The following is a 25,137-nucleotide window of genomic DNA, read 5'->3' as shown; positions in this document are numbered from 1 at the left end:
CATGAACCGGATGGACGGAAAGGTATGCGTCGTCACGGGCTCCACTCAGGGGCTCGGGGCGGCCATCGCAAGACGTCTGGCGGCGGCGGGCGCCGCCGGCCTTGTGACGACCGGCCGCAACGAAGCAAAGGGCCGTGCCGTTGCCGAGGCGATCACCGGCGACACCGGCGTGCCGGCGCATTTCGTGCGTGCCGATCTCGGCGACGTCGAGGACTGCCGCCGGCTCATGGCGGAGGCCGAGCGGATCTTCGGCCGCATCCATGTGCTGGTGAATGCCGGTGCGCGCACCGACCGCGGCACCATTCTCGACACCTCGCCCGCGCTGTTCGACATGCTGTTCGCCGTCAATGTGCGCGGGCCCTATTTCCTGATGCAGGAGGCGATCCGGCGCATGATCCGCGACGGCATCGAGGGCGCCATCGTCAACATCGGCTCGACGTCTGCGCGTGCGGGCCAGCCGCACATCAGCGCCTACTGCGCCACCAAGGGCGCGCTCGCGACGCTGACGCGCAACACGGCATTCTCGGTGATGAAGAACCGGATCCGGGTGAACCAGCTCAATGTCGGCTGGATGTCGAGCGACAACGAGCGTGCGCTCCAGGCAGCCGAGACCGGCGACCCGGATTGGGAGCGGAAGGCCACGGCAGCGCTCCCCTTCGGCCGCCTCGTCGATCCGGAAGAGGCCGCCCGGGCGGTCAACTTCCTGGTCTCAGACGAAGCCGGGCTGATGACCGGTGCGGTGGTGAATTACGACCAGACGGTCTGGGGTGCCGCATCCGGCAGCATGCCGGTGCCAGAAAAGGCGATGACGCTCTGAAGGCGCCGGCACCAGGTTCCTTCGCGGCCTTCTGGCCTGTAGCGCACTGTCTGATAGTAAGCCGCTCCAGATACGGCATGCGCTAAAGATACGATAGTGCCGGCCCCTCCGGCATATCGCGCGTGGCCGCCACAGAAGCCTCTGCTTCAGTCGTCGCGGTAGACCTTCTCGCGCCGCTCGTGGCGCTCCTGGGCCTCGATGGAGAGCGTGGCGATTGGGCGGGCGTCGAGCCGCTTGAGGGAAATCGGCTCCCCCGTCTCCTCGCAGTAGCCATAGGTGCCCTCGTCCAGGCGCTGCAGCGCGGCGTCGATCTTGGCGATCAGCTTGCGCTGGCGGTCACGGGCGCGCAACTCGATGGCCCGGTCGGTCTCCGAGGATGCCCGGTCGGCCAGGTCGGGATGATTTGCATTCTCACGCTGAAGCGCATCGAGTGTTTCGCGCGCTTCTTTCAGAATGTCGTTTTTCCACTTGATCAACTTGCTTCGGAAGTAAGCGCGCTGGCGCTCATTCATGAAGGGCTCGTCTTCGGAAGGCACGTAGTCGGAATCGACGAGATCGGTCATGGTAACCCCACTGTTTACCAGCGGCGCCTATATATTCGGGCAGCGCGGCGGGGACAAGCACAATCAGTGGTGCGATAACGCAAATGTCAAAATCGCCGCAAATTTTCCCGGCGGCAGGACGGCGATGCCGGACCGTCACGTTGCGCGCTGCCGGCAAACACGTAAGATCGGTCGCCGGAAGGCCGGTGGAATCTGGTCGCACCAAAGGAGGGAGCGCCTTGCACCGGCTCTATCTGCTGCGGCACGCGGAGGCCGCCTGGACCAGACCGGGAACGGGGGATTTCGACCGCCCGCTGACCCTGCGCGGACGCGAAGATGCGGCGCGCCTCGGCCGGCATATGCGCATGACCGGCCTCGTCCCGACCTTCGTCCTGTGCTCGAGCGCGGCGCGCGCCCGCGAAAGCTGGCATGTGCTGTCGGGCGAACTCGCCGCCGCCGATATCGAGACGCTGCATGCGCCCGAGCTCTACCAGGGCGACACGGCGGAATGCCTGGCTCTAATCGCGGCGATACCGACGCCCGGGCCACTGCTGGTGGTGGGCCACAATCCGACGATGCAGCACCTCTGCCATCTTCTGGCGGATAGCGGCACGCCCGAAGCCATGGCAGCTGCCGGGCGCGGCTTCGCCGCCGGCAGCCTGGCGGTAATCGAGTTCACCGAACCGTTCTCGGAAATCGCGCCGGGCAAGGGCAGGCTTTCCGCCTTCGTCCCGCCGGGCGCGTGAACGGCCATTTCATCGCCACCTCCCTTTGCTTATATCCGGACTGCAACGATTCGAGGAAAGCCCTTGCCATCGCTGACCAATCTGGCCGACGAGGCCCGCATCGCCCTCGATACCGTCGCCGACCGGGCAACGGGGCTCTGGTCACCCTCGCTCAGGCTCGGCGTGACGGGACTCTCGCGGGCCGGCAAGACGGTCTTCATCTCGGCGCTGGTGCACAATCTCGTTCATGGCGGGCGACTGCCGCTGTTCGAGGCGCAGGCCTCCGGCCGCATCGCCAAGGCCTATCTGGAGCACCAGCCGGACGACGCGGTGCCGCGCTTCCAGTACGAGGACCACATCGCCGATCTCGTCGACCGGCGCGTCTGGCCCGAATCTACCCGCGCCATTTCCGAGCTCCGGCTGACGGTGGATTACGAATCGGCCTCGGCCTGGGGACGCATGTTCTCGCGTGGCCGGCTGTCCATCGACATCGTCGACTATCCGGGAGAGTGGCTGCTCGACCTGCCGCTACTCGGCAAGAGCTTCGAAACCTTCAGCCGCGAAGCCGTCGAGATGGCGAAATCCGAGCCGCGCCGCGACATCTCCAAGGATTGGCGCGACCTCGCCGCCAGCATCGACCCGGACGCGGATGCCGACGAGGTGCTGGCGCGGCGACTTTTCGAAAGCTTCGCCACCTATCTGAAAGCCTGCAAGGAAGACGGCCTCGCCCTCTCCACCCTGCCGCCCGGCCGCTTCCTGATGCCCGGCGACCTGGAGGGCTCGCCGGCGCTGACCTTCGCGCCGCTCGCCAGGCTCGCGGAAGGCAGGCCCCGCCCCGGTTCCATGCAGGCGATGATGGCGCGCCGCTACGAGGCCTACAAGACCCATGTCATCAAGCCCTTCTTCCGCGAACATGTTGCCCGGCTCGACCGGCAGATCGTGCTCATCGACGCCATGCAGGCGATCAATGCGGGCGCGGCGGCGGTCAACGATCTGGAGCGTGCGCTCACCGAGATCCTGTCCTGCTTCCGCCCCGGGCGGACGAGCCTTTTGACCAATCTCGTCGCCCGCCGGATCGACCGGATCCTGATCGCCGCCACCAAGGCCGATCACATCCACCATGAAAGCCATGACCGGCTCCAGGCGATCGTCCGCCGGCTCGCCGAGCGCGCCATCGCCCGGGCCGATTTTTCCGGCGCCGCAGTCGACGTCGTCGCCATGGCCGCCGTCCGCGCCACGCGCGAGGGCACGGTCAGCCGCAGCCGCGAGACGCTGCCCGTCATCATCGGCACGCCACTCGCCGGCGAGACGATCGGCGAGGATACCTTCGACGGCGAGGCCGAAACGGCGGTCTTCCCCGGCGACCTGCCGGAAAGCCCGGCCGCCCTCTTCCGCAAGGACACGGCACCCGCCGCCGTCCCGGCGATCCGCTTCGTGCGCTTCCGCCCGCCGAGACTGGAGCGCACGGCCGAAGGGGTGACGCTCTCGCTGCCGCATATCCGCCTCGACCGCGCCCTCCAGTTCCTTCTGGGAGAGCAGCTCGCATGAGTGAACCCCGCCGTCCCGCCGCCTTCCGCATCGAGCCGGCCGAAAAGCCTGCCAAAGGCGGTGCGCGCGCAGGCGAGCGCAAGCCGCGCGCGATGAAGGTGGACGAGGCAGTCACCGTCACGCCGGCCGAAATCGACGCCTTCGAGGCGCTGGAACCCGCTGCGACCCCGCCGCCGGCAACCGCGCCTCGGCGTCGCTCGCGCCTCGGCACGATCTTCTTTGCATCCCTTGCCCTCCTCGTCTCGCTGGCGGTGGGCCTGTGGACCGATCAACTGATCCGCGGCCTCTTCGCCCGCGCCGACTGGCTGGGCTGGGTTGCGGCGGGGCTGGCGCTCGTCACATTTCTCGCATTTCTGGCGATCCTCGCCCGCGAGACCGTCGCCCTTTCCCGTCTTGCCTCGGTGGAGAAGATCCGACGGCGCGCGGACGAGGCGTATGAAAGCGACGAGACGCGTGCAGCGCAGAGGGTCGTGACCGATCTCACGAATCTTCTGTCCAGCCACGCCGAAACGGCAGCGGGGCGGCGCGCGCTCAAGGAACTCGAAGGAGAGATCATCGACGGCCGAGATCTTCTGCGCATCGCCGAGAAGGAGCTGCTCTCCCCCATTGACGCCCGTGCCCAGAAGCTCGTGCTCGACGCGGCCAAGCGCGTTTCGATGGTGACGGCGGTCAGCCCGCGCGCGCTGGTCGACGTGGCTTATGTCCTGTTCGAGGCGGCACGGCTTTTGCGCCGGCTTTCCGAACTTTATTGCGGACGGCCCGGCTTTCTGGGTTTCCTGCGCCTGTCACGAGGTGTGCTGGCCCATCTGGCGGTGACCGGCTCGATGGCCATGGGCGATTCGCTCGTCCAGCAGATCGTCGGCCACGGCATTGCCGCGCGGCTTTCGGCACGGCTCGGCGAAGGCATCGTCAACGGCATGCTGACGGCGCGAATCGGGATTGCCGCCATGGCCACCATCCGCCCCCTCGCCTTCCGTGCCGTGGAGCGCCCCGGCATGGGCGATTTCCTGAAGGCGCTGACCCAATTCGCCTCGAAAAACGAAGAAACAGCAGCGAAGAAACGCAAATGAGGCTTGTCCGGCCGGCCCGATTGCCGCATCTTCGCGCGGGCGGTGCCCGGCTCGGCATCGCCCGGTGATAAAGCGTTAACCAAAATTCCTCATGCTGGGCGGGATCGTCCACGCAGTTTGTCCGGGTTCCCATGTCGTCAGCTTCGCGCCTGCTTGCTCTCCTGCCGTTTGCCGCTGCGCTGGCCGTTACCGCGCAGGAACCAGCCGCAGCCTCCGAGCGCGACCAGCGCTTTTTCAAGCAGGTCGAGGGCCAATGGTCCGGGCCCGGTGAAATCGTCGCCGGCAAGTACAAGGGCACCAAGTTCGTCTGCACCTTCGCCGGCTCGACCCCGCGGAATGCGATCGGCATGGCGCTCGACGGCGGCTGCCGTGTCGGCGTTTTCAATCAGGACATGTCGGCGCAGGTCGAGCGTGCGCGTTCGGGCTATCGCGGTACCTTCCTCGACGGCGCAAAGGGCAAGGGGCTCGACGTGGTCAGCGGATCGGTGAACGGCAAATACGCCGTCTTCGGCATCCACCGCAACGAACTGACCGGCGCCATGCGGGCCCAGCTGACCGACGAGGAGACGATGAACATAACCATTTCCGTCCATGTCGAGGAGGAACTGGTGCCGGTCATCGGCATGACGCTGAAGCGGCTCGACACGCAGGCCGTGGGCGCGCTGGCAACCGAATAACATCTGATTTGCGCAATTCCGGGCGGACCGCCGGCATCACCTTCCCCGAATTGCTCAACGCTTATCCAGCCACCAACTGCCGTCCGGGGTGATCCTGTCGATTCCCGAGGTGTCGATCGCCTCCAGATGCTCGGTGACGGTGCGTCCATCCACCACGAGACCGGGGGCGATCTCGGCCAGCGGCACCAGCACGAAAGCCCGCTCCAGCATGCGCGGATGGGGGATCTCCAGGCCCTCTTCCGCGACACGCTCATCTCCGAAGAAGAGAATATCGATGTCGATCGGGCGCGGTCCCCAGCGTTCGCGCCGCTCGCGCTTCAGTTCGCGTTCGATGTCCAGGCAGAATGTCAGCAAATCGCGCGGCCGCAAGCCGGTCTCGACCGCCGCCACCGCATTCAGGAAATCGGGTTGATCGCGCTTGCCCCACGGCGGCGTCCGGTAAAGCGCGGAGACCGCCGCCACCCTCGTTTCGGCGGAAGCGGCGAGTTCGCGAAGCGCAGCCGCCATGGCTCTGGCGGGATCACCGATATTGCCGCCGAGCCCCAGAAAGGCGCGGTTTCGTGCAGCGACCATCACCCTTCCCGTCCAGCGGTCAGCACGGCATCGGCGATGCGCAGCGCGTCCAGGTTCTCGGGAATGTCGTGCACGCGAAAGATCGATGCGCCCTTCAGCCGCAACAGCGCGCTGGTGGCGGCGGTGCCCACGGCCCGTTCGTCCCGGTCGCGATTGGTCAGCGCGCCGACGAAGCGCTTGCGCGAGGTGCCGACGGCGAGCGGAAACCCGAGCCCGGCCAGTTCGCCGAAGCGCCCCATGATCCGGAAATTCTCGTCCGTGTCCTTGGCGAAGCCGAAACCCGGATCGAGCACGATCTGCGCGTCGGGCACGCCCGCCTCGCGGGCGATATCCAGCGAACGGCGCAGGAAATGGAACTGGTCGGCGATGACGTCGGGCAGCTTCTCCCGTTCGCGCCCGTTGTGCATGATCACCAGTCCCGCACCGGTTTCGGCGGCAAGGGCGGCGATGCGCGTGTCCTTCTGCAGGCCCCAGACGTCATTGACGATGTGCGCCCCGGCGGCAACCGCCAGCCGCGCCGTCTCCGCGTGGTAGGTGTCGATGGACAGGATCATCCCGTCCTCTTCCGCCAGTTCCTCGATGACGGGCAGCACCCGCTTCTGCTCTTCCGACGGCTCGACCGGCGTCGCCCCGGGGCGCGTCGACTCGCCGCCCACGTCGATGATGGCGGCTCCTTCCTCCAGCATTACGCGCGCGCGCGCCAGCGCGCTATCGACCGCCGCATGGCGCCCACCGTCGGAGAAGCTGTCGGGCGTAACGTTGAGAATGCCCATGATGTGCGCCTCGGCTCCGAGTTCGAGCGAGCGCCCATGGGCGAGTTTCCACTGGCGCGGTGTTTCCATCATCCTCGTCCCGTATGTTGCCGATCCGAGTTGTGGGACGCACCGCGAGCGAAATCAATCGACATTTCCGGTCCCGGCTCCTTTGGCGCAGCTTTGCCTTGCGTCCTTCCTCGCCTTGCAGCAATGTCATCGGCGGGAGGCTCGCGATGCGTGCTGCAGTTTGCGTTCTTCTGGCTTTCTCGATCGTCCTGCCGGCATCCGCCGCCAGCCTGTCGCGCACCTACAGCTATTTTCCCGTGGGCGGTATGACCCTGACGGAAATCGAGCGGCAATTGCGGGAGCGCGGGCCCCGCCTGGAGAGCACCGGCCAGAGACACCCCGGCGCCACGAGCATGGAATTCACCACCCGGATCGACTATGCCGAAGGCGACGGGTACTGCCACGTCGCCGATGCCCGTGTCAGCGTGGAAGCCAAGGTGTTGCTGCCCAAATGGCGCGACCGGCGGCGGGCGGAGCGGGAGGTGCGGCTCATCTGGGACACGCTCTCCCGCGACATCAAGCGCCACGAGGAAAGCCATCTCAGCATCGCCAAGACCCATGCGCGCCGCCTCGAAGACGCGCTGAAGAATCTGGGCCGCATGACAAGCTGCGAGGCGCTGGCGCGCAAGGCGGAAGCGACGACGGCGCGCATGCTGGCCGAGCACGATGCCGCCCAGGACCGGTTCGACCGCATCGAGGCGATCAACTTCGAAAGCCGCATCCTGCGCCTTCTGCGCTACCGGCTGGAGCAGATCGAAGCCGGCCGGTTGCAGCCTTGAGCTAGCCCTGCCGCTCCGGCACCTCGACAACCAGCCCGTCGAGCTCGTCGCGTACCCGGATCTGGCAGGACAGGCGCGAATTGGGCCGCGGCTCGTAGGCGAAGTCCAGCATGTCCTCCTCCATTGCCTCCGGCGGCCCGACGACATCCGTCCATGCCTCGTCCACATAGACGTGGCAGGTGGCGCAGGCACAGGCACCGCCGCATTCGGCCTCAATGCCCGGCACGCCGTTGCGGATGGCGTTTTCCATCACGGTAGAACCGTTCTCGGCTTCCACCTCAAAGCGAGAGCCGTCGAAAGCGATGTAGGTGAGCTTGGTCATATATTGAGTGGGTCCGAAGGGAGTGTCGTCGCACCGGCGTTGCGGCCGGCAGCCATCGAGGTTCGACATAATGACTGCACCCGAGGTGTCAACCGCTGCGGGGGTCCGGCGGCTCGAATCGATCGTGCACGAACAGCCGCACCTCCTCCACCAGTTCGCCGAGGCGCTCGCTGAGCGAGGGGGAAAACGGCGCCTTCTCTACCGCGGCCGCGCAGTTGGCCAGCGCGAAGGCCCCGACGGCCCGCGCCGAGCCTACCAGGCTGTGGGCGAGCTGCCGGCGTGACTGGGTGTCCGAATTCGACAATGCATCGCGAACGGTGACCGCCTGCTCGACGAACAGCCCGAGCACTTCCTGCTCCAGCACCGTGTCACCAAGAGTCTGGCGGCTCAGATGCGTAAGATCGATCGGTGGCTCCCCGACCTGCCGACCTTTGTTGTGCTGCCCGTTATGCATGACGCCCCCGAGATCGAACGCACGAGGCCTAGGGACCCGCGCGTGCATATTGCGTTAACAGCGAAACCTGAATGCCCGCAATTCGACGAGACTATCGTTAACCTTATGTTTAAACTTTTGGGTATCGCCGCCAGAACGTATTTTCATCACAACCCTGTGTCAGTACGATACGGATCGGCGCAATGTGGGTGCAAAAGGGCCGCGAGGATCCGTTTCGGAACGGCCCAAAGAGTACAGGGTGACGGCGTATGGCGCAAAATATAACAACAAAGAAGGCACCGCAGGATGATTTCGCGCGGGAACTCGAGGAGGCACTCGAGCTCGATGCGGCCGAGTTCCAGAACGCCGACGGCGATCTGGATGTGGCCGCCTCGATGGAGGACCTCGAGGCGCAGATCTCGCTCGCCGCGGAAGAGCTGGCGCGCGAAGGGCGCGACGACGATGCGGACGACAGCGGCATCGACGACGGGATGAACGGCCACGCGGAGGACGAGCCGAAGGCGGAGGAAGCCTCGGCCGGGGCCGACGCGGCGGCTGCCGAGGAAGCACCCTCCGGGGCACGCGCCGAAAAGCTGCGTCCCGCCGAGCCTGGACCGTCGAGCTCCACCCCCTTCATCCTGGCACCGGCCAACGACGACCAGCAGCGCGAGGTCCGCTACGCCGCGCGCAAGTTCGACCGGCAACCCTCACGCACCATCTATTGGGCCGCCGCCGTCCTGTCGGTGCTCTGGATCGCCGGCGCAATCATGATCGGCCATCTGCTCTATGGGCCGGCATTGTGGCAGATCCGCTCGCCCGAGGGCCTGCTGGCCGCACCCCACGCCATCGCGCTTGCCGTCGGCGCCCTCGTCCCGGTCATGCTGTTCTGGGGCTTCGCGGTGATGATCCGCCGGGCCCAGGAAATGCGGATCGCCGCCCAGGAGATGGCGGAGATGGCCTTCCGGCTGGCCGAGCCGGAAAACCTTGCCCAGGATCGGGTGATGATGGTCGGCCAGGCCGTGCGCCGGGAGGTGCAGGCCATGGGCGACGGCATCGAGCGCACCCTGGCGCGCGCCGTCGAGCTCGAGACGCTGGTGCACACGGAGGTCAACGAGCTGGAGCGCGCCTATTCGGAGAACGAGTCGCGCATCCGCCTTCTGGTCGACAGTCTGGGCAGCGAGCGCGAAGGTATCGTCAGCCACGCCGAACGCGTGCGCGCCTCGATCACCGGCGCCCACGAAATTCTGAAGGAAGAGCTGGACGCCGCCGGCGAACAGATCCGTCTCAGCGTCGACGGCGCGTCGCAAAGGCTCACCGAGTCCCTCGGCCAGTCGGGCAACAATCTGGTCGAGCGCATCAACGCCACGGGTGAATCCATCTACCTGGCGATGGACGAGCGCACCGACACGCTGTCGAAGCACATCACCTCGGCCGGCGACAACCTCGCCGGACTGCTCGACCAGCGCATCTCCTCCCTCACCACCTCGGCGGAGAACTTCATCCAGCGCATGGACGAGTCCACCGGCACGGTCTCGCAGGCCATCGATCAGCGCACGCAAGACCTTGCGCAGCGGATCACGACCTCGGGCGACTCGGTGGCGCGGCTACTCGACGAGCGTGTTGCCTCGCTGGGCAGCGCGACCGACCGTTTCGTGGAGCGTGTCGACGGATCGACCGGGACGATCACGCAGGCCATCGATCAGCGCGCGGGCGACGTCGCCGGCCGCATAACGCATTCCGGCAATGCGGTAACGCAGGCGCTGGACGAGCGCATTACCGTCCTCGACGGCTCGACCGAACAGTTGATCGAGCGCATGAACCATTCGAGCGCGGCCATCACCGAGACCTTCGAGCAGCGCGCCCAGATGTTGTCGCAGCGTGTCACCGAATCCGGCGAAGGCATCGCCGGCCTGCTCGACCAGCGCATCGCCGCCCTCGGCGAACGCACCGAGGATGCCACCCGCTCGCTGGGCGAGCTCTTCGACGGCCGCGTGTCCGGCCTGGTCAATTCCCTGGGCGAGGCGTCGCACAAGCTCAATGCCGAGTTCGATTCCCGACTGAGCCAGCTGGAAAACGCGCTTTCCCAGCGCGGACAGTCGCTTATCGCCGAATTTTCGACTCGTGCGGAAGCGCTCGATACGGGCATGCAGAAGCTCGATGCGGCACTCGAAGCCCGCGCCCGCGGCATCAACGAATCGCTCGTGGAGCGTGCGCGCGAGATCGCTGACACCTTTGCGCGCGGCCGCGACGACGTCTCCGCAGCCGTCGAGGCGGGCAGGAACGCAATCGACAATGACCTTTCCGGCCTCGTTGCCTCGACATCGTTGGTACTCGAATCCAAGGGCGAGGAATTCGGACGGCTCCTGGAAGACGGCCAGGCGCGCTTGAGCGCACGGCTCGATGCCGATCTCGGCAAATTCGACGCCGTGCAAGGGCGCATCGACGAGGCCGTGGGACGGCAGGTCGAAGCCGTCACGCAGAGCCAGGAGCGTCTCCAGGGGCTGCTCGATGCGGATCTGCGCAAGCTGGAAGAGACCCGCAACGGCTTCGAGGCCCGCATCGCCGGCCAGATCGAGAAGTTCTCCGAGACGCGCAGCAATTTCTCCTCGGCTCTGGAACACGACATCGCCCGGATCGCCGAGCAGCGCGAAACGCTCACCGACGCCATTCGTGCCGATGTCGACCAGGTTAACGCCGCCTTCAACCAGCAGATCGGCGTGATCGAGGAGCGAACGCAGACCATGGAGAAGGCGCTGACGGTCGGCGTCGATAATGTCCGCCAGACGCTGGAAAACAGTGCCGTCGTGGTGGCCGGCGCCCTGCGCGAGAAGGTCACGGAAGCCACCGCCGCACTCGGCGACGAGACGGCCAGAGTGCTCGACGGGGTGGATCAGCGGATCGCCGCACGCGTCGACAGCGCAGCCGGCCAGCTCGGCGAACAGGCCGACCGCATCGACCGGACCTTTGAAGGCGCGGCGCGGCGCATCGCCGAGCAGACCGACGCCTTCGGCCAGCACTTCGCGGACATCGACGGGCGGGTCGCCGCGCGCATTTCCGAGACCGCGCAGGTACTCGAGAGCCGAGCCGAAACGGTGGCGCGCACCTTCGAGGGTGTCGACGAGCGCATCGCCGCGCGCATTTCCGAGACCGCGCAGGTTCTTGACAGCCGGGCCGAAACGGTGGCGCGCACCTTCGAGGGTGTCGACGAGCGCATCGCCGCGCGGACGCGGGAGTCCGCCGAAACCCTGGCGCAGCGTGCCGCGGGCCTGTCGCAGACCTTCGACGAGGTCGACCAGCGCATCATCGCCCGCACGCACCAGACCTCGGCCGAGCTGGACGCCCGCGCCGCGGCCATGGCCGAAAGGCTGGCAGAGATCGAAAACCGCCTGAAGGCGACCGCAGGTTCCACCGCCTCTACCTTTGTCAACAGCATGTCGGAGGTCGAAAAACGCATCGACGAAAGCCTCGGGCGCACGCAGACGACCCTCAGCGCAGGCATCGGCGATGCCGAAGAGCGGTTGAAACAAAGCGCCGAGCAGGCGGCGAACCATGTCGGCGAACAACTCTCGCGCACCCAGGCCGACCTGGTGTCCACCGCCGACACCATCGGCCAGACCTTCGCCGCCGTGAACGAGCACATCTCCAGGCGCACGGGCGAGACCGTGCGCACGCTGGAGGAGCGCACCAAGGAGTTCAACGCCATGCTGGCCGGGCGCAGCGCCGAGATCGCCCGCGTTCTCGACGAAACGGCGCGTCCGCTCGTGGAGCGGTTCGAAGCCAGCGGCGGAGAATTGCAGCAGAGCATCGAGGCCGTCACCCAGCGCACAACCGAGCGCCTGCAGCAGGAGAACGCCGCACTCGTCAACGCGCTGGCCAGCCGCACCGCCGAGACGTTGAACGCGATCGAGCACGCCCGTACGAACCTCTCCGGCAAGGTGGACGACCTCCTGGCGCGCCTGAACGCCTCCGGCGAGAAGCTCGGCGAACTCGTGGAATCGGCATCGCAGAACCTGTCGAGCGTCGACGAAAGGCTCACCAGCACCACGCGTGAATTCGCCCAGAGCGCGGAGAAGGCAGCCGAGACCTTCGCCAACTCCGCAAGCCTCATCAACGCGAATTCGGGCCGCCTTTCGGACTTCTCGGAGCGCACCTTGCGTGAGATTTCCGCCATCGCCAGCCGTTTCGAAGACCACAGCCGCGTGCTGGAAAGCGCCTCGAACCTGCTCGAGCAGGCGCAGAGCGGCCTGGGCTCGACCCTCGAAGGCCGTCAGCAAGCGCTCGAGACCCTAGCGAACGGCCTTGTCGAGAAGTCGCAAAAGATCGAAACGACCATGAAGTCCTTCGAGGGCCTGGTCGATGGGCTGCTGGATACGGCCGAGGGACGCACGCGCGAGTCGGCCGAGACCATCCGGGAGGCGATCAACCAGGTGCTGGAAGCGGCCACGAGCCGCTTCGCCGGGGCCACGGACGACATTCGTCGGACGGCCATGGAAATCCGCACCGAGCTCGAGGAGACCCGTGCCGACATGCAGCGGGGCATCGTGGAACTGCCGCAGGAGGCGAAGCAGTCGACCTCGGCCATGCGGCGCGCCATCACCGAGCAGATCAACGCGCTCAAGGAGCTTTCCGACATCGTCGCGAAATCGGGACGCCTGCACGACGTCGGCTCCGCTCCTTCCCCCGCGCCGGAGCCGGCGCGCAATGCAACAGCACCGGCCGCCCCCATCGCCGTGCAAGCCGCGGCCGCCCCGCGCGTGATGGAACGCCCCGCGCCTGCCGGCGCGCCACAGTCTCCCGCTTCCGCACGCGGCCCCGAGCGCGAGGCGCCCGACGCCGCCCCTGCCGCCTCCGGCGGCGGCTGGATCCGCGACCTCTTGCGCAGTGCTTCGCGCGAGGAGGAGCGTGTGCAGAAGGAAAACGGCGCGGCGAGCGACAAGGGCCGCACACCCCTTCACGTGGTGGAATCCCTCAACTCGCTCTCGGTCGACATCGCCCGAGCCATCGACCACGAGGCGTCCATCGAGCTGTGGGAACGGTATCGCCGCGGCGAGCGACACGTCTTCACCCGCCGGCTCTACACGCTGAAAGGCCAGCAGACCTTTGACGAGATCCAGCGCAAATATCGCTCCGACGCCGAGTTCCGCAAGGCGGTGGACCAGTATTGCCGCGATTTCGAAAAGCTGCTGGCGGACGTCGCACGCAACGATCGCGAGAATATGATGAGCCAGACCTACCTCACCTCCGAAACCGGGAAGGTCTACACCATGCTCGCCCATGCCAGCGGACGGCTGCGCTGATCGCAGATCCGATCCCGCCAACGCGCAAGACCCCGGCCGCCGCGCCGGGGTTTTTCTTTGAGAGCCTCAATCGGGCATACGGTCGAGACTGCAGCACAACACCGCCAGCCCATAGCCTGCTCCACTTGGGCCTGCTCTACTTGGGCTTGCATTTGGCGGCGTCGCGACGCATCTTCGTGGGGGAGACAAGGGGAGTCGCATGCATGGTGGGCATGGCTGGACCGAGCAGGGCGAACTGACGGAGATCCGACGGGCCGTGGCGCAGACGGCCAGCGTGGAGGAAGCCGTGATGCTCACCCGCGACCGCTTCTGCGTCGACCATGTCACCCACTGCACGGCCGTAGCGCCGGCCTCACCGGTCTCGATCCCGTTTGTCAGGAGCACCTACCCGCCGCAGTGGATCGCCCGCTATCTGTTGCGCAGCTACATTACCGTCGACCCCGTAGTGCAGGTGGGGTTTCGGTCCACGCGTCCGTTTGCGTGGGACGAACTTGACTGGAATAGCGAGGCCGAGAAGGCTCTGATGGCCGATGCGCTGGCCCATGGGCTTGCCGAGAGAGGCTATGCGATCCCGGTCGTCGATCGCGCAGGCAGGAGGTCGCTCCTCACGCTCAACGCGGACATGCCGGCGCCGGAATGGGCCGACTTCATCGACCGGAACCTGCCGACGCTCAGTGCTTTGGCGGAGATAATCCACGACAAGGCCGTGAGCGAGATCGCAGCGACCTCGGGCCCGGCTCCCTCGCTTTCCCCGCGCGAAACAGAGTGCCTGCTGTGGACGGCGCGGGGCAAGGAGGCCAAGGCGATCGCCGCGATCTGCGATCTTTCCGAATACACGGTGCGCAGCTATCTGCGGACCGCCCGGCAAAAGCTGAAATGCAGGACGCTTTCGCAAGCCGTCGCAAGGGCCATGCAGCACGGCCTGATCCACCCCCAGGACGAGTGATCGGCCGCAAAGGCCCCAGGCAATGGCGGGCGCTTATCCTCCCGCTTCCGGCATTTCAGTGCTCACCGGAGAAGACGCCGCCCCTGCGAGCGGCGGCTGTTGCACGGCGCGTCACGGGCCGCTACATGCGGGCCATGCAAGCGAAAGACGCCGACATTCTGATCGTCCCGGGCTACACCAATTCCGGCCCCGACCACTGGCAGAGCCGCTGGCAGGCACGCCTGTCGACCGCCCGCCGCGTCGAGCAGGCCGAATGGTCCAAGCCCGTGCGCGAGGACTGGGTGGCGAAGGTGGCCGAGGCGGTGAACGAAGCGGAAAAGCCCGTGGTTCTGGTCGCTCACTCGCTGGGCGTGGCCACCGCCGTGCAGGCAATCGGCGCGTTTCGCAAGCCCGTGGCGGGTGCCTTCTTCGTCGCTCCGCCGGACGTGGCCAATCCGGAAATCCGGCCGAAACATCTGATGACCTTCGGTCCCTACCCGCGCGCGCGCCTGCCCTTTCCGGCACTGGTGATCGCCAGCCGCAACGACCATTTCGGCAGCTTCGCGCAAGCCGAGGATATCGCCGCCGCCTGGGGCGCACAGCTGCTCGACGCCGGCAATGCCGGACACATCAATGCCGAGTCCGGTTTCGGACCCTGGCCCGAGGGTTCGCTGACCTTCGCCCGCTTCCTGTCGCGGCTCACTCCCGCTTGACCTGATCGATGGCGGTGGCCAAAAGCTCGCTCATGGTGCGGCGGATTTGATGGTCCGACTGCTGCACCCCCGCGGCATCGAAATCCCGGCGGATCTTGCGGAACACATCCTCCTCGCCCGCTTCCTCGATATCGGCCTTGATCACCTCGATCGCATACGCGTCGGCGGCCTCTCCCGATTTTCCAAGCTTCTCTGCCGCCCACAGGCCCAGCAGCTTGTTGCGGCGCGAGACCGCCCTGAACTTCATTTCCTCGTCATGGACGAACTTGCGCTCGAATGTCTCTTCGCGATCCTTTAAGCTGCTCATGTTTCTCCGGGGCTCCTGACCGTCGGGGTTTCACGCGATACCGGACACTATCCGGCTGATATGATCGCCGGTCAACACGCATCGGCTGGCGCAATTCCGTTGATGGCGGCAAATGCCGATTGAGGTGGCGGCGCGTTTGCGCTACAGACCGCAACAGGCCGATTGGCTCACTCCCCCTCTTGCCGAGTCGAGCTGATGATCACCACCTTGAAGACCGGCACAAACCAGAGACAAGCCAATGAATCGTCGTCGCCGTATTTATGAGGGCAAGGCCAAGATCCTTTATGAAGGCCCGGAGCCCGGCACGCTCATCCAGTTCTTCAAGGACGACGCGACCGCCTTCAACAAAAAGAAGCACGAGATCGTTGACGGCAAGGGTGTGCTCAACAACCGCATTTCGGAATATCTCTTCGAGCATCTGAACCGGATCGGCATCCCCACCCACTTCATCCGCCGCCTCAACATGCGCGAGCAGCTGATCAAGGAGGTGGAGATCATTCCGCTCGAGGTGGTCGTACGCAACATTGCCGCCGGCTCGCTCGCAAAGAGGCTGGGAATCGAGGAAGGCACGGTTCTGCCGCGCTCCATCATCGAGTTCTACTACAAGGCAGACGCACTGGACGATCCGATGGTCGCCGAAGAGCACATCACCGCCTTCGGCTGGGCCAGCCCCCAGGAGATCGACGACATCATGGCGCTCGCCATCCGCGTCAACGACTTCCTGTCCGGACTGTTCCTCGGCGTCGGCATCCAGCTCGTCGATTTCAAGATCGAATGCGGCCGGCTTTTCGAAGGCGAAATGATGCGCATCGTCGTCGCCGACGAGATCTCTCCCGACTCCTGCCGCCTGTGGGATGCGACCACGCGCGACAAGATGGACAAGGACCGCTTCCGCCGCGATATGGGCGGCCTGGTGGAGGCCTATCAGGAAGTCGCCCGCCGGCTTGGCATCATGAACGAAAACGACCCGCCGAAGCCCAGCGGGCCGGTTCTCGTCTCGTCCAAGACAGCCGGACGAACCCGTCACTAGGGGCAGATGGCCGGATCATTTCATTGTTTCCGCGAAACGGTGCACCGATCCGGCCCGCAGCATGGAGAGCGAAGTGATTCAGGCCCGAATCATGGTTACCCTGAAAAATGGCGTGCTCGACCCCCAGGGCAAGGCGATCGAGCACGCGCTTGACGGCCTCGGCTATGGCGAAGTCGGCTCGGTGCGGCAGGGCAAGGTCTTCGATGTCACGCTCGAGACGGTCGACAGGACGAAGGCGGAAGCGACCCTGAAGGAAATCTGTGAGCGTCTGCTGGCGAACACCGTGATCGAAGATTACATGATCGAGATCGCAGGCAGCTGATCCCGCCGAGACGTCCACCAGTTCCGAAACCAATCGGTTTTTTTCCATGAAATCAGCCGTCATCCAGCTCCCGGGCCTCAATCGCGACCGCGACATGATCGCCGCTCTCACGAAGATCTCCGGTAAGGAACCGGCAACGGTCTGGCAGACCGAGACGGAATTGCCCGACGTCGACCTGATCGTCATTCCGGGCGGCTTTTCCTATGGTGATTATCTGCGCTGCGGCGCGATCGCCGCGCGCATGCCGGTCATGCGGGCGGTGGCCGAAAAGGCCGCCAAGGGCGTCATGGTCATGGGCGTTTGCAACGGCTTCCAGATCCTGCTCGAGGCCGGTCTGCTGCCCGGGGCCCTGATGCGCAACGCCTCGCTGAAATTCGTCTGCCGCGAGGTGAAGCTTGCGGTGTCCAACGCCAACACGCCCTTTACGCGCGGTTACGCGCCCGGCCAGATCATCCGCTGCCCCGTCGCCCACCACGACGGTAACTATTTCGCCGACGAGCAGACGCTTGCGCGCATCGAAGGTGAGGGCCAGGTGGTCTTCCGCTATGCCGAAGGGACAAATCCGAACGGCTCGATCAACGACATCGCCGGCATCGTCAATGCCGGGGGCAACGTGCTGGGGCTGATGCCGCATCCTGAAAACCTGATCGAGGCCGCCCATGGCGGCGCCGACGGACGCACGCTCTTTGAGGGCCTCGCGGGCAAGGCCGCGTGAAGCGCTGCACGCTCCTTGAAAAAGACGGCAAGATGCGCGCCAGAAGCGCCCTTGTCCTGCTGCTCGTGCTGATAGGCTGTGTCGGGGGACCTTCGGGAGACCCGTTTTCACTGCAGGTCGCGGCGATAAGCCCCGTCGCGGCGCTGCAGCGCATCAATCGCGCCGGCGCGCAGTGTTGGCCCCGTTCCCCGGATGCCGCCCTCAAAACGCTGCATCTCGTTCCGGAACTGGACACCCGCACGGGCCTGCCACGCCTCCTGCTCCTTAAAAGGGGAAACGTCGAAGGCCTGCCGGTCCTGGTGATCGAGGCGGCCGGCTCCCCCGTCACGATCAGCACCTACGGTCCGCTCGCCGGAACACCGACAGGACGGCGCGTGAACACGGATATCACGCGCTGGTCGACCGGTCCCCTCGCCTGCCGCAACGGAGATTGAATCAGTTCCAGAACGGCCTTGCCGCCTCGCGGCAGGCATCGGCGCGCGAGATGCCGATGTCCTTGAGCTGATCGTCATTCAGCTCGAGCAGGGCGAGCCGGCTGCGGCGCTTTTCCAGTATCGCGTCGAGACGCAAGAGGATTGCCGAAACCAGCTGCGCCAACCAAGCCGCACGCGCGGTGAGAATGAGTATCCGTCCGGATGCGCTGCCTCGTCGTGCGCCCCTGAATGTCCCAATTGTATCCATTTCGCTCGATTCCTAGCGCAATTGCACCGAGCCAATTCTATGCATTGACGGAGAAAGAGAGACAATATAGATAATTGTCACCATGACAAATTGGCTTCCGAATCTCGCTCAAGGCGGCGGACCACTCTATCTGCGGCTCGCCGATCGCATTGAGCACGACATCGAAAACGGCGTTCTGCCCGAAGGTGCGAAACTGCCCCCGCAACGCAATCTTGCCTTCGATCTCGGCGTGACGATCGGCACGGTGAGCCGTGCTTATGCACTGGTGCGCGAGCGCGGGCTCATCAGCGGCGAGGTCGGGCGCGGAACCTATGTGCTTGAGCGCGGCGCTGCCGGAGCGGTTCCGGCCGAGCGGCGACCGTCGCCGGCCTCACGTCCCCTGGACGGTACGCGCGAACTGGACGCAGCGGCCGAGAAGCTGCGTTTCGACGCCACTGCGGCACCCGACGTGGGACAGGGCGAGACGATCGCCGCTCTTTCAGCCCGGATCAACCGCGCGCACCTGCAGGAAATGGCGAGCTATACGCGCACCTATCCCGAGCATTGGCTTTCGGCGGGCAGCCGTTGGCTCGCACGCGGTGCCTTTCGGCCCTCCGCACAGGATATCGTGCCTACCCTCGGAGCTCATGCCGCGGTGGTAGCCGTCATTGCCGCAACGACGTCGCCCGGCGATCACATCGCCTTCGAGCACCTGACCTACTCGCAGGTGGCGCGCAGCGCCAGCCTGATCGGCCGGCGTGTGACGCTCGTCGAGTCGGACGCCCAGGGCATGGTGCCGGAAGAGCTGGAGCGTGTCTGCGCGCAACGGCACCCGAAGATGGTCTTTCTGATGCCCGCCGCGCAGAACCCCACGGTGGCCACATTGCCGCGCGAACGGCGCATCGCCATTGCCGAGATCGCGCGCAAACACAATGTTTGGCTGATCGAGGACAATCTCTACGGCGCATTGGCGGCGGATCCCCAACCCGTGTTGGCGGAGCTGGCGCCGGAGCGGACCTTCCATGTCGGCGGCCTGTCGAAGTCGGTGGCCGCGGGCGTGCGCGGCGGCTGGATCGCCTGTCCGCCGAACTACGCGCGGCGCGTTCAAGTGGCGCATCGCATGCTCACCGGGGGCCTCCCCTTCATGCTTACGGAGCTCAGCGCGCAGTTGGTCCTTTCGGGCGAGGCGGACACCATCCGCGAAAAATGCATCGCCGAGAACAACGCCCGGCTTGCGCTCGCCCGCCGGGCGCTTTCCGGCTACTCCGCACGCATGTCGGCGAATGTGCCGTTCATCTGGCTGGAACTGCCGGAGCCATGGCTTTCCGGTACATTCAAGAACGCGGCATCCGGGGAAGGCGTACTGATCGACGATGCCGACGAGTTCAAGGCCGGGCGCTCGGACCGCGTCTTCCACCATGTCCGTATCGGCATATCGGCACCCCGCAGCCGCGAAGAAACCGCCCACGGCCTGTCCGTCATACGCCGCCTCATGGAGGAAGGGAGTGCCGGCTACGATAGCCTCGATTGAGATCCGGGCACCGTTTCCGGTCCTCCGACCAATGCTCTACAGCGCCCTGCGTCCATTCGAACGCACCAAGAGGCCAGGCCTTTTCGCTCCATGCGTCGTGCTTTTTCCGAAAGCGGTTCCGGTTTTCGAGCCGGTGCGCTAGCTGCCATCAGCCGCATCGTCCAGATCGTCGTCGCCGCGGACCTCATCGAGGAACTGATCCGCGATCAGCCCCGCATTCTGCCTGAGCGCCAGCTCGATCTCGCGGGCCACTTCCGGATTCTCGCGCAGAAACTGCTTGGCGTTCTCGCGCCCCTGCCCCAGGCGCTGAGAGTTGTAGGAGAACCAGGCACCGGATTTCTCGACCGTGCCGGCCTTCACCCCCAGATCGATGAGTTCGCCGGTCTTGGATATGCCTTCGCCATACATGATGTCGAACTCGACCTGCTTGAAGGGCGGAGCCAACTTGTTCTTGACCACCTTGACGCGCGTCTGGTTGCCGACCGTCTCGTCGCGATCCTTGACCGCGCCGATGCGGCGAATGTCGAGACGCACCGAAGCGTAAAACTTCAGTGCGTTGCCGCCCGTCGTGGTTTCCGGAGAACCGAACATGACGCCGATCTTCATGCGAATCTGGTTGATGAAGATCACCATCGTGTTGGAGCGCGAGATGGAGGCGGTCAGCTTTCTGAGCGCCTGGCTCATCAGCCGTGCCTGCATACCGGGCAGCGAATCGCCCATCTCGCCTTCGATTTCGGCACGCGGCGTGAGCGCGGCCACCGAGTCGACGACAATGACGTCCAACGCACCGGAACGCACCAGCGTATCGCAGATCTCCAGCGCCTGCTCGCCCGTATCCGGCTGTGAGATAAGAAGGTTTTCCAGGTCCACGCCCAGCTTGCGGGCATAGACGGGGTCGAGCGCGTGCTCGGCATCGACGAAGCCGCAAATGCCGCCCTTCTTCTGTGCCTCGGCCACCGAGTGCAGCGCCAGCGTTGTCTTGCCCGAGCTTTCCGGCCCGTACACTTCGATAATGCGTCCGCGCGGCAGGCCGCCGACGCCAAGGGCGATATCAAGGCCCAGCGAGCCGGTGGGGATGGTCTCGATCTCGACCACCTTGTCATTGGCGCCCAGTCGCATGATGGAGCCCTTGCCGAAGGCCCGCTCGATCTGCGAAAGCGCCGCGTCCAATGCCTTGGATTTATCCACCGAGTTTTCCTCTACGAGCCGCAGTGACTTCTGAGCCATGATAAAACACCCCTTTGACGTCAATGGAAGCCGCGCCTTGCAGATCTCCCGAGATTTTTTGTACCTTTTTTGTTCCGTTTTGGCAAGGGGTTTCATCTATCTGAAAGGAATAGGAAATTCGATTCTGTTCTGATTTTGTGCTAATTCGGGGGAGCGGACATGGACGGCGTGACTAGTCCTGCCGGAGGCGGGCATGCGTCGGCCACGGCGATTCGCAGGCAAGGAGATCGAGAATGACGAGGCCACGTCTTCTGGCCGTCGGGGGCGCGCATATCGACCGGAGAGGCCGCATCATCGGTCCGCACGTGCCGGAAGCGTCCAATCCCGGCGTCATGTGCGAGGAGGTCGGCGGCGGCGCCTTCAACGCCGCCAGAATGGCGGTGCAGCGCGGCGTCTCCGCCTCGCTCGTCTCGCTGCGCGGCGGAGACGCGGCGGGCGAGCAGGTGGCACGGGCCGTGGAGGACGCCGGCATCGAGGATCTCTCTGCGGTCTTTCTCGACCGAACGACGGCGAGCTACACGGCGATCCTCACGGACAAGGGCGACCTGATCACCGGGCTGGCGGACATGGCGCTCTACGAGCATGGTTTTGCAAAACAGATGCGCCGCGGCAAGGTGCGCGAGGCGGCCGCACACGCGGATGCACTGCTGTGCGATGCCAACCTGCCGGCGGAAGCCATCGGCCAGCTCATCACCTTGGCCAGGGGGAAGCCGGTCCACGCGATCGCCGTCTCGCCCGCCAAGGCGGAGCGGTTGGCGGGAGCCCTCCCCGCCCTCTCCTGCCTTTTCATGAACCGGAGAGAGGCCACCCGGCTTTCCGGTTTGCCGGACGGGTCACCGTCAAACCAGGCAGCGGAGGTGCTGCGCGGCATGGGGCTTGCCGCCGGTGTGATCACGGCCGGCGCCGGTTCCGCCCTTTGCTTCCGGGGCCATGACATGTTCGAGGTTTCCCCGCCCGCGCTTGACCATGTCGGAGATGTGACCGGCGCGGGTGACGCGCTCGCCGGGGCCACGGCCGCCGCGCTGATGCGCGGACTTGCTTTTGCCGAGGCTGTGCGCGAAGGAATGGCGGCCGCCAAGCTCGCGGTGGAGAGTGTGCATGCGGCGCCGGAAATGGCGGATGAAGACTTTCGCGCAGCACTTGAAGCGGCGCCGCGTGCGAAGCAACTTTCTTGAAAGCCCAGACAGGAGACCCGATGCCGCTCGCCAGCCATGTCGATATCCACGCACCGGTTGCCGAGGCGCTTAACGCCGGGCGCGCGGTCGTCGCGCTCGAAAGCACGATCCTCACGCACGGCATGCCGTGGCCGCAGAACGATGCGATGGCCGCCGAGGTCGAGGCGATCGTCGCCGATGAGGGCGCCGTGCCCGCCACGGTTGCCGTGATCGGCGGGCGGCTCCGGATCGGGCTGTCGGCGCAGGAGCGCAAGACGCTCGCCCAGGGGCGCGAGGCGATGAAGCTCTCACGCGCCGACCTCGCCTTCGCACTTGCCGAAGGCCGCACGGGAGGCACGACGGTGGCCGCCACCATGATGGCCGCTCACCTGGCGGGCATTTCGGTCTTCGCCACGGGTGGCATCGGCGGCGTGCACAAGGGCGCGGAGACGAGCTTCGACATCTCGTCCGACCTCGACGAGTTGGCGCGCTCGCCGGTCGTCGTCGTCTCGGCCGGTCCCAAGGCCATCCTCGACATCCCGAAGACGCTGGAAGTTCTGGAATCGCGCGGCGTTCCGGTGGTCGGCTACCAGACGGACACGATGCCTGCCTTCTGGTCGCGCAACTCCCCCTGCCCGGCCCCGCTGCGCCTCGACAGCGCCGAGGCGATCGCGCGCTTCCAGAAGACGCGTGTGGAGCTCGGCATCACGGGCGGAATGCTCGTTGCCAACCCGGTGCCGCCGGCCGAAGAGATTCCGGCGGCGGAACTGGAGGTCGTAATCGCCCGGGCCCAGGCCGAGGCCGACGTGCAGGGCGTGAAGGGCAAGGCGGTCACGCCCTTCCTGCTCGAACGTATCCTGGAGATGACCGAGGGGCGCAGCCTCGCCACCAATATCGCTCTCGTCAAAAACAATGCGCGCCTGGCGGCGCGCATCGCAATCGCGGTTTCGGCAACGAAGGCCTGACACCGTCCGTTTGAAGCACCGTCGAGACGGCGCTCGCCGTCAGGTGAGCGGCGCCAGGCGGATTTCCACGCGCCGGTTCTGCGCCCGGCCTTCCTGGGTGTCGTTTGAGGCGACGGGCTGGGTCGGGCCGAGGCCGATGATCGAGAAGCGCTGCGCATTCGTGCCCTGGGCGACGAGATAATCGGCGACCGAGCTAGCGCGGCGCTGTGACAGCTGCATGTTGTGCTCGTAGCTGCCGGTGGAATCGGTGTGGCCATAAACGTCGACCAGCGTCTGGTTGTAGCGCTTCAAAACCAGCGCCACGGAGTTCAGCGTCGGATAGAAGGCCGGCTGGATCGAGGACGAGTCGGTGGCGAAGGTGATGTTGGAGGGCATGTTGAGCACGATGTAGTCGCCCTGGCGCGTGACGCTGACGCCGGTGCCCTGAAGCTCGCCGCGCAGCTGCGCTTCCTGCCGGTCCATGTAGGCACCGATGGAACCGCCTGCCAGCGCGCCGATGCCGGCGCCGATCAGGGCGTTACGCCGGTCATCGCCACCCGCCAGAAGGCCCGCGCCCGCGCCCGCCAGCGCGCCCAGTGCGGCGCCGCCGGCCGTGTTGGAAATCTTCCGCTCGCCGGTATAGGGGTCCGTGGACGTCGCGCATCCGGCCGTGAAGCCGGCCACGACGGCGACTGCAATCACTTTCTTGAGCATCAATGTCATCCTCTCCTGATCAAATCGAGCCGAAACCGCGAAACGACGAATCCGGTTTCTGTCCCCTAGCTGCCCTTCTAACACAATTGCGGCGAAATCCGGCAAGGCTTACGCACCGCGATACAATAACCACCTCTTCGACAGGGAATCGGGTCCCAGCTTGGAGAAGCGGGTCACACGGTTTCGTCCACCGGCTTTCGAGGCATAGAGTGCGCGATCGGCCCGGGCATAGAGCGCCTCCGCATCCGGAGCCTGGGCAGCCATGCACAAACCGAGCGACACGTTGACCGGTCCGACACTGGTCGACGAGGGGCCGACGACGAACTCGGCCTCGGCGATGGAGACACGGATCCGTTCGGCCACCGCCTCGGCGGCCTCTTCGCTCAGCCCCTCGACCACCGCGGCGAATTCCTCTCCACCGGTCCGCGCGACGAAGCTTCCCTCCGCGCAGGCGGCTTCGATCCCCCGCGCAACCATCTGCAATATGCGGTCCTCCGCCGGATGGCCATGGCTGTCGTTGAAGGCCTTGAAGCCATCGATATCCACCAGCAGCAATGCATGGAACAGCACAGCACGGTCGTTCGCATAGATGGCGGCGAGCTTCTGGTCGAAGGCGCCACGGTTCCAGACCTTGGTGAGCGGATCCGTCTCGGCCAGGTGCTTGTATTTTTCGAGCTTTGCCTTGACCTCGCACAGTTCGGCGGACTTCTCCTCCATAGCTTCGCTGATCCGGCGCCCGTGCTCGAGCGTGGTCTCCGTCGCCGCCGCCAAGATACCGACGATCTTGCGCAGCAACTCGCCGGGGAGGATCTCGCGCGCATCCAGGCCGTCGCGGGTCTGGCCAAGGATCAGGCCGAACTTTTCCAGGGAGCTGCGCTCACGCCCGAGAAGGGCGAGTATCTCGTCCGCCCTGAGGGCGATCTGCTCCCAAGCATTTTCGATCACCAGGTGACGACTGCTGTGGGTGAAATACCTGCGCGACAATTGGTCGAGCGCTGCTTGCGTGGGGCGGTTGCCCAGAGCATTGAAGGCGTCGCAGATCTCGGCGTTCGCACCGGTCGAGACCTCGTAGAAGAGCTCGTAGTTGCGCGGCAGACCGACAACCCCCATGCGGCGCATGGAGGCGGCGATGGCTGTGGCGATGTCGATCTTGCCTTGCGACGCATCCGCCGTTTGCAACATGGTCCCACTCCACCCCCGAGGGACGGCCGCGGATTTGCAAGATATACCGCAGCGCCCCCCGTCCCGCATGCGTTGCATAAAATTAGCGCGCAGCTGCTAACGCAGGGTT

26 protein-coding genes are annotated in these 25,137 nt (G+C 65.7%); 16 read left to right on the top strand and 10 right to left on the bottom strand.

The window, feature by feature from the left end; all coding sequences use genetic code 11:
* Position 1: 1 nt before the first annotated feature.
* On the top strand, positions 2-817 hold the full coding sequence (locus SIN08_RS06875) for an SDR family oxidoreductase (protein ID WP_322450832.1): 816 nt from the start codon (positions 2-4) through the stop codon (positions 815-817).
* Between the two features lie 146 nt (positions 818-963).
* Here the strand turns inward: SIN08_RS06875 and dksA are convergent, their stop codons facing one another.
* The gene (gene dksA, locus SIN08_RS06870) at positions 964-1,380 is read right to left on the bottom strand and encodes an RNA polymerase-binding protein DksA (RefSeq protein ID WP_322450831.1); all 417 of its coding nucleotides are present in this window, start codon (positions 1,378-1,380) and stop codon (positions 964-966) included.
* A gap of 218 nt (positions 1,381-1,598) precedes the next feature.
* Here dksA and SIN08_RS06865 point away from each other — a divergent pair, with 218 nt between their 5' ends.
* From SIN08_RS06865 to SIN08_RS06850, 4 genes are all read left to right on the top strand, one after another.
* Complete coding sequence (locus tag SIN08_RS06865; RefSeq protein ID WP_322450830.1) at positions 1,599-2,105, top strand: SixA phosphatase family protein; 507 nt, start codon at positions 1,599-1,601, stop codon at positions 2,103-2,105.
* A gap of 63 nt (positions 2,106-2,168) precedes the next feature.
* Positions 2,169-3,632, top strand: a complete 1,464-nt coding sequence (locus SIN08_RS06860; RefSeq protein WP_322450829.1) for a YcjX family protein — start codon at positions 2,169-2,171, stop codon at positions 3,630-3,632.
* Positions 3,629-4,702: a TIGR01620 family protein gene (locus SIN08_RS06855; RefSeq protein WP_322450828.1), complete on the top strand. Its 1,074-nt coding sequence runs from the start codon at positions 3,629-3,631 to the stop codon at positions 4,700-4,702. The genes SIN08_RS06860 and SIN08_RS06855 overlap by 4 nt, the downstream gene beginning before the upstream one ends.
* Positions 4,703-4,833: 131 nt before the next feature.
* Positions 4,834-5,379 carry a hypothetical protein gene (locus tag SIN08_RS06850; protein WP_322450827.1) on the top strand — a complete coding sequence of 182 codons (546 nt, stop codon included), beginning with the start codon at positions 4,834-4,836 and terminating at the stop codon, positions 5,377-5,379.
* A gap of 54 nt (positions 5,380-5,433) precedes the next feature.
* On the opposite strand, the gene folK is transcribed toward SIN08_RS06850, so the two are convergent.
* Both folK and folP read right to left on the bottom strand, forming a co-directional pair.
* Entirely contained in the window at positions 5,434-5,952 is a 519-nt protein-coding gene (folK, locus tag SIN08_RS06845; protein WP_322450826.1) for a 2-amino-4-hydroxy-6-hydroxymethyldihydropteridine diphosphokinase, read from the bottom strand.
* On the bottom strand, positions 5,952-6,794 hold the full coding sequence (gene folP / locus SIN08_RS06840) for a dihydropteroate synthase (RefSeq protein ID WP_322450907.1): 843 nt from the start codon (positions 6,792-6,794) through the stop codon (positions 5,952-5,954). The genes folK and folP overlap by 1 nt, the downstream gene beginning before the upstream one ends.
* Positions 6,795-6,940: 146 nt before the next feature.
* Between folP and SIN08_RS06835 the strand changes: the two genes are divergently transcribed.
* Positions 6,941-7,552, top strand: coding sequence for a DUF922 domain-containing Zn-dependent protease (locus SIN08_RS06835; protein WP_322450825.1), 612 nt, complete (start codon positions 6,941-6,943; stop codon positions 7,550-7,552).
* Between the two features lies 1 nt (position 7,553).
* Here the strand turns inward: SIN08_RS06835 and SIN08_RS06830 are convergent, their stop codons facing one another.
* Positions 7,554-7,874, bottom strand: coding sequence for a 2Fe-2S iron-sulfur cluster-binding protein (locus SIN08_RS06830; RefSeq protein ID WP_322450824.1), 321 nt, complete (start codon positions 7,872-7,874; stop codon positions 7,554-7,556).
* An 88-nt stretch (positions 7,875-7,962) separates the two neighbouring features.
* The gene (locus SIN08_RS06825; RefSeq protein ID WP_322450823.1) at positions 7,963-8,328 is read right to left on the bottom strand and encodes an Hpt domain-containing protein; all 366 of its coding nucleotides are present in this window, start codon (positions 8,326-8,328) and stop codon (positions 7,963-7,965) included.
* Between the two features lie 248 nt (positions 8,329-8,576).
* Between SIN08_RS06825 and SIN08_RS06820 the strand changes: the two genes are divergently transcribed.
* From SIN08_RS06820 to SIN08_RS06810, 3 genes are all read left to right on the top strand, one after another.
* Positions 8,577-13,604 (top strand): hypothetical protein, encoded by a 5,028-nt coding sequence (locus SIN08_RS06820; RefSeq protein WP_322450822.1) that lies wholly within the window; start codon positions 8,577-8,579, stop codon positions 13,602-13,604.
* 199 nt (positions 13,605-13,803) lie between these two features.
* Complete coding sequence (locus SIN08_RS06815) at positions 13,804-14,550, top strand: LuxR family transcriptional regulator (RefSeq protein WP_322450821.1); 747 nt, start codon at positions 13,804-13,806, stop codon at positions 14,548-14,550.
* Positions 14,551-14,684: 134 nt separating this feature from the next.
* Positions 14,685-15,242, top strand: a complete 558-nt coding sequence (locus tag SIN08_RS06810; RefSeq protein WP_322450820.1) for an alpha/beta hydrolase — start codon at positions 14,685-14,687, stop codon at positions 15,240-15,242.
* Here SIN08_RS06810 and SIN08_RS06805 read toward each other — a convergent pair.
* Complete coding sequence (locus SIN08_RS06805; RefSeq protein ID WP_322450819.1) at positions 15,229-15,549, bottom strand: DUF1476 domain-containing protein; 321 nt, start codon at positions 15,547-15,549, stop codon at positions 15,229-15,231. The genes SIN08_RS06810 and SIN08_RS06805 overlap by 14 nt on opposite strands.
* A 238-nt stretch (positions 15,550-15,787) precedes the next feature.
* On the opposite strand from SIN08_RS06805, the gene purC reads away from it, so the two are divergent.
* From purC to SIN08_RS06785, 4 genes are all read left to right on the top strand, one after another.
* Positions 15,788-16,579: a phosphoribosylaminoimidazolesuccinocarboxamide synthase gene (gene purC, locus SIN08_RS06800; protein WP_322450818.1), complete on the top strand. Its 792-nt coding sequence runs from the start codon at positions 15,788-15,790 to the stop codon at positions 16,577-16,579.
* Positions 16,580-16,640: 61 nt separating this feature from the next.
* Positions 16,641-16,901, top strand: a complete 261-nt coding sequence (gene purS / locus SIN08_RS06795) for a phosphoribosylformylglycinamidine synthase subunit PurS (protein WP_322450817.1) — start codon at positions 16,641-16,643, stop codon at positions 16,899-16,901.
* A gap of 46 nt (positions 16,902-16,947) precedes the next feature.
* Positions 16,948-17,616 (top strand): phosphoribosylformylglycinamidine synthase subunit PurQ, encoded by a 669-nt coding sequence (gene purQ / locus SIN08_RS06790; protein ID WP_322450816.1) that lies wholly within the window; start codon positions 16,948-16,950, stop codon positions 17,614-17,616.
* Between the two features lie 32 nt (positions 17,617-17,648).
* Entirely contained in the window at positions 17,649-18,050 is a 402-nt protein-coding gene (locus SIN08_RS06785; RefSeq protein ID WP_322450815.1) for a hypothetical protein, read from the top strand.
* Between the two features lies 1 nt (position 18,051).
* Here the strand turns inward: SIN08_RS06785 and SIN08_RS06780 are convergent, their stop codons facing one another.
* Entirely contained in the window at positions 18,052-18,213 is a 162-nt protein-coding gene (locus SIN08_RS06780; RefSeq protein ID WP_322450814.1) for a DUF1127 domain-containing protein, read from the bottom strand.
* A 166-nt stretch (positions 18,214-18,379) separates the two neighbouring features.
* On the opposite strand from SIN08_RS06780, the gene SIN08_RS06775 reads away from it, so the two are divergent.
* Positions 18,380-19,807 carry a PLP-dependent aminotransferase family protein gene (locus tag SIN08_RS06775; RefSeq protein WP_322450813.1) on the top strand — a complete coding sequence of 476 codons (1,428 nt, stop codon included), beginning with the start codon at positions 18,380-18,382 and terminating at the stop codon, positions 19,805-19,807.
* Between the two features lie 138 nt (positions 19,808-19,945).
* Here the strand turns inward: SIN08_RS06775 and recA are convergent, their stop codons facing one another.
* Positions 19,946-21,034 (bottom strand): recombinase RecA, encoded by a 1,089-nt coding sequence (gene recA, locus SIN08_RS06770; RefSeq protein ID WP_322450812.1) that lies wholly within the window; start codon positions 21,032-21,034, stop codon positions 19,946-19,948.
* A gap of 233 nt (positions 21,035-21,267) precedes the next feature.
* Between recA and SIN08_RS06765 the strand changes: the two genes are divergently transcribed.
* Positions 21,268-22,209, top strand: a complete 942-nt coding sequence (locus SIN08_RS06765; RefSeq protein ID WP_322450811.1) for a carbohydrate kinase family protein — start codon at positions 21,268-21,270, stop codon at positions 22,207-22,209.
* A 20-nt stretch (positions 22,210-22,229) separates the two neighbouring features.
* Positions 22,230-23,153 (top strand): pseudouridine-5'-phosphate glycosidase, encoded by a 924-nt coding sequence (locus SIN08_RS06760; protein ID WP_322450810.1) that lies wholly within the window; start codon positions 22,230-22,232, stop codon positions 23,151-23,153.
* 39 nt (positions 23,154-23,192) lie between these two features.
* Here the strand turns inward: SIN08_RS06760 and SIN08_RS06755 are convergent, their stop codons facing one another.
* Positions 23,193-23,846: an OmpA family protein gene (locus tag SIN08_RS06755; protein ID WP_322450809.1), complete on the bottom strand. Its 654-nt coding sequence runs from the start codon at positions 23,844-23,846 to the stop codon at positions 23,193-23,195.
* Positions 23,847-23,954: 108 nt separating this feature from the next.
* On the bottom strand, positions 23,955-25,028 hold the full coding sequence (locus SIN08_RS06750) for a GGDEF domain-containing protein (protein WP_322450808.1): 1,074 nt from the start codon (positions 25,026-25,028) through the stop codon (positions 23,955-23,957).
* Positions 25,029-25,137: the final 109 nt, after the last annotated feature.

It is taken from the genome of Chelativorans sp. M5D2P16 (genome assembly GCF_034427935.1).
Classification (GTDB): Bacteria; Pseudomonadota; Alphaproteobacteria; order Rhizobiales; family Rhizobiaceae; genus Chelativorans.
Note: the sequence above shows the minus strand (reverse complement) of the source record. Positions and strands in the feature narration are given on the sequence as shown.

Excerpts from the sequence above, each read along its gene's own strand:
- SIN08_RS06830 (WP_322450824.1), bottom strand. The coding sequence starts at position 7,874 with ATGACCAAGCTCACCTACATCGCTTTCGACGGCTCTCGCTTTGAGGTG.
- SIN08_RS06850 (WP_322450827.1), top strand. The coding sequence starts at position 4,834 with ATGTCGTCAGCTTCGCGCCTGCTTGCTCTCCTGCCGTTTGCCGCTGCG.
- folP (WP_322450907.1), bottom strand. The coding sequence starts at position 6,794 with ATGGAAACACCGCGCCAGTGGAAACTCGCCCATGGGCGCTCGCTCGAA.
- SIN08_RS06810 (WP_322450820.1), top strand. The coding sequence starts at position 14,685 with ATGCAAGCGAAAGACGCCGACATTCTGATCGTCCCGGGCTACACCAAT.
- SIN08_RS06760 (WP_322450810.1), top strand. The coding sequence starts at position 22,230 with ATGCCGCTCGCCAGCCATGTCGATATCCACGCACCGGTTGCCGAGGCG.
- SIN08_RS06805 (WP_322450819.1), bottom strand. The coding sequence starts at position 15,549 with ATGAGCAGCTTAAAGGATCGCGAAGAGACATTCGAGCGCAAGTTCGTC.
- purQ (WP_322450816.1), top strand. The coding sequence starts at position 16,948 with ATGAAATCAGCCGTCATCCAGCTCCCGGGCCTCAATCGCGACCGCGAC.
- SIN08_RS06835 (WP_322450825.1), top strand. The coding sequence starts at position 6,941 with ATGCGTGCTGCAGTTTGCGTTCTTCTGGCTTTCTCGATCGTCCTGCCG.
- SIN08_RS06875 (WP_322450832.1), top strand. The coding sequence starts at position 2 with ATGAACCGGATGGACGGAAAGGTATGCGTCGTCACGGGCTCCACTCAG.
- SIN08_RS06750 (WP_322450808.1), bottom strand. The coding sequence starts at position 25,028 with ATGTTGCAAACGGCGGATGCGTCGCAAGGCAAGATCGACATCGCCACA.
- purS (WP_322450817.1), top strand. The coding sequence starts at position 16,641 with ATGGAGAGCGAAGTGATTCAGGCCCGAATCATGGTTACCCTGAAAAAT.
- folK (WP_322450826.1), bottom strand. The coding sequence starts at position 5,952 with ATGGTCGCTGCACGAAACCGCGCCTTTCTGGGGCTCGGCGGCAATATC.
- purC (WP_322450818.1), top strand. The coding sequence starts at position 15,788 with ATGAATCGTCGTCGCCGTATTTATGAGGGCAAGGCCAAGATCCTTTAT.
- SIN08_RS06775 (WP_322450813.1), top strand. The coding sequence starts at position 18,380 with ATGACAAATTGGCTTCCGAATCTCGCTCAAGGCGGCGGACCACTCTAT.
- dksA (WP_322450831.1), bottom strand. The coding sequence starts at position 1,380 with ATGACCGATCTCGTCGATTCCGACTACGTGCCTTCCGAAGACGAGCCC.
- SIN08_RS06815 (WP_322450821.1), top strand. The coding sequence starts at position 13,804 with ATGCATGGTGGGCATGGCTGGACCGAGCAGGGCGAACTGACGGAGATC.
- SIN08_RS06855 (WP_322450828.1), top strand. The coding sequence starts at position 3,629 with ATGAGTGAACCCCGCCGTCCCGCCGCCTTCCGCATCGAGCCGGCCGAA.
- SIN08_RS06765 (WP_322450811.1), top strand. The coding sequence starts at position 21,268 with ATGACGAGGCCACGTCTTCTGGCCGTCGGGGGCGCGCATATCGACCGG.
- SIN08_RS06785 (WP_322450815.1), top strand. The coding sequence starts at position 17,649 with ATGCGCGCCAGAAGCGCCCTTGTCCTGCTGCTCGTGCTGATAGGCTGT.
- recA (WP_322450812.1), bottom strand. The coding sequence starts at position 21,034 with ATGGCTCAGAAGTCACTGCGGCTCGTAGAGGAAAACTCGGTGGATAAA.
- SIN08_RS06820 (WP_322450822.1), top strand. The coding sequence starts at position 8,577 with ATGGCGCAAAATATAACAACAAAGAAGGCACCGCAGGATGATTTCGCG.
- SIN08_RS06755 (WP_322450809.1), bottom strand. The coding sequence starts at position 23,846 with ATGCTCAAGAAAGTGATTGCAGTCGCCGTCGTGGCCGGCTTCACGGCC.
- SIN08_RS06825 (WP_322450823.1), bottom strand. The coding sequence starts at position 8,328 with ATGCATAACGGGCAGCACAACAAAGGTCGGCAGGTCGGGGAGCCACCG.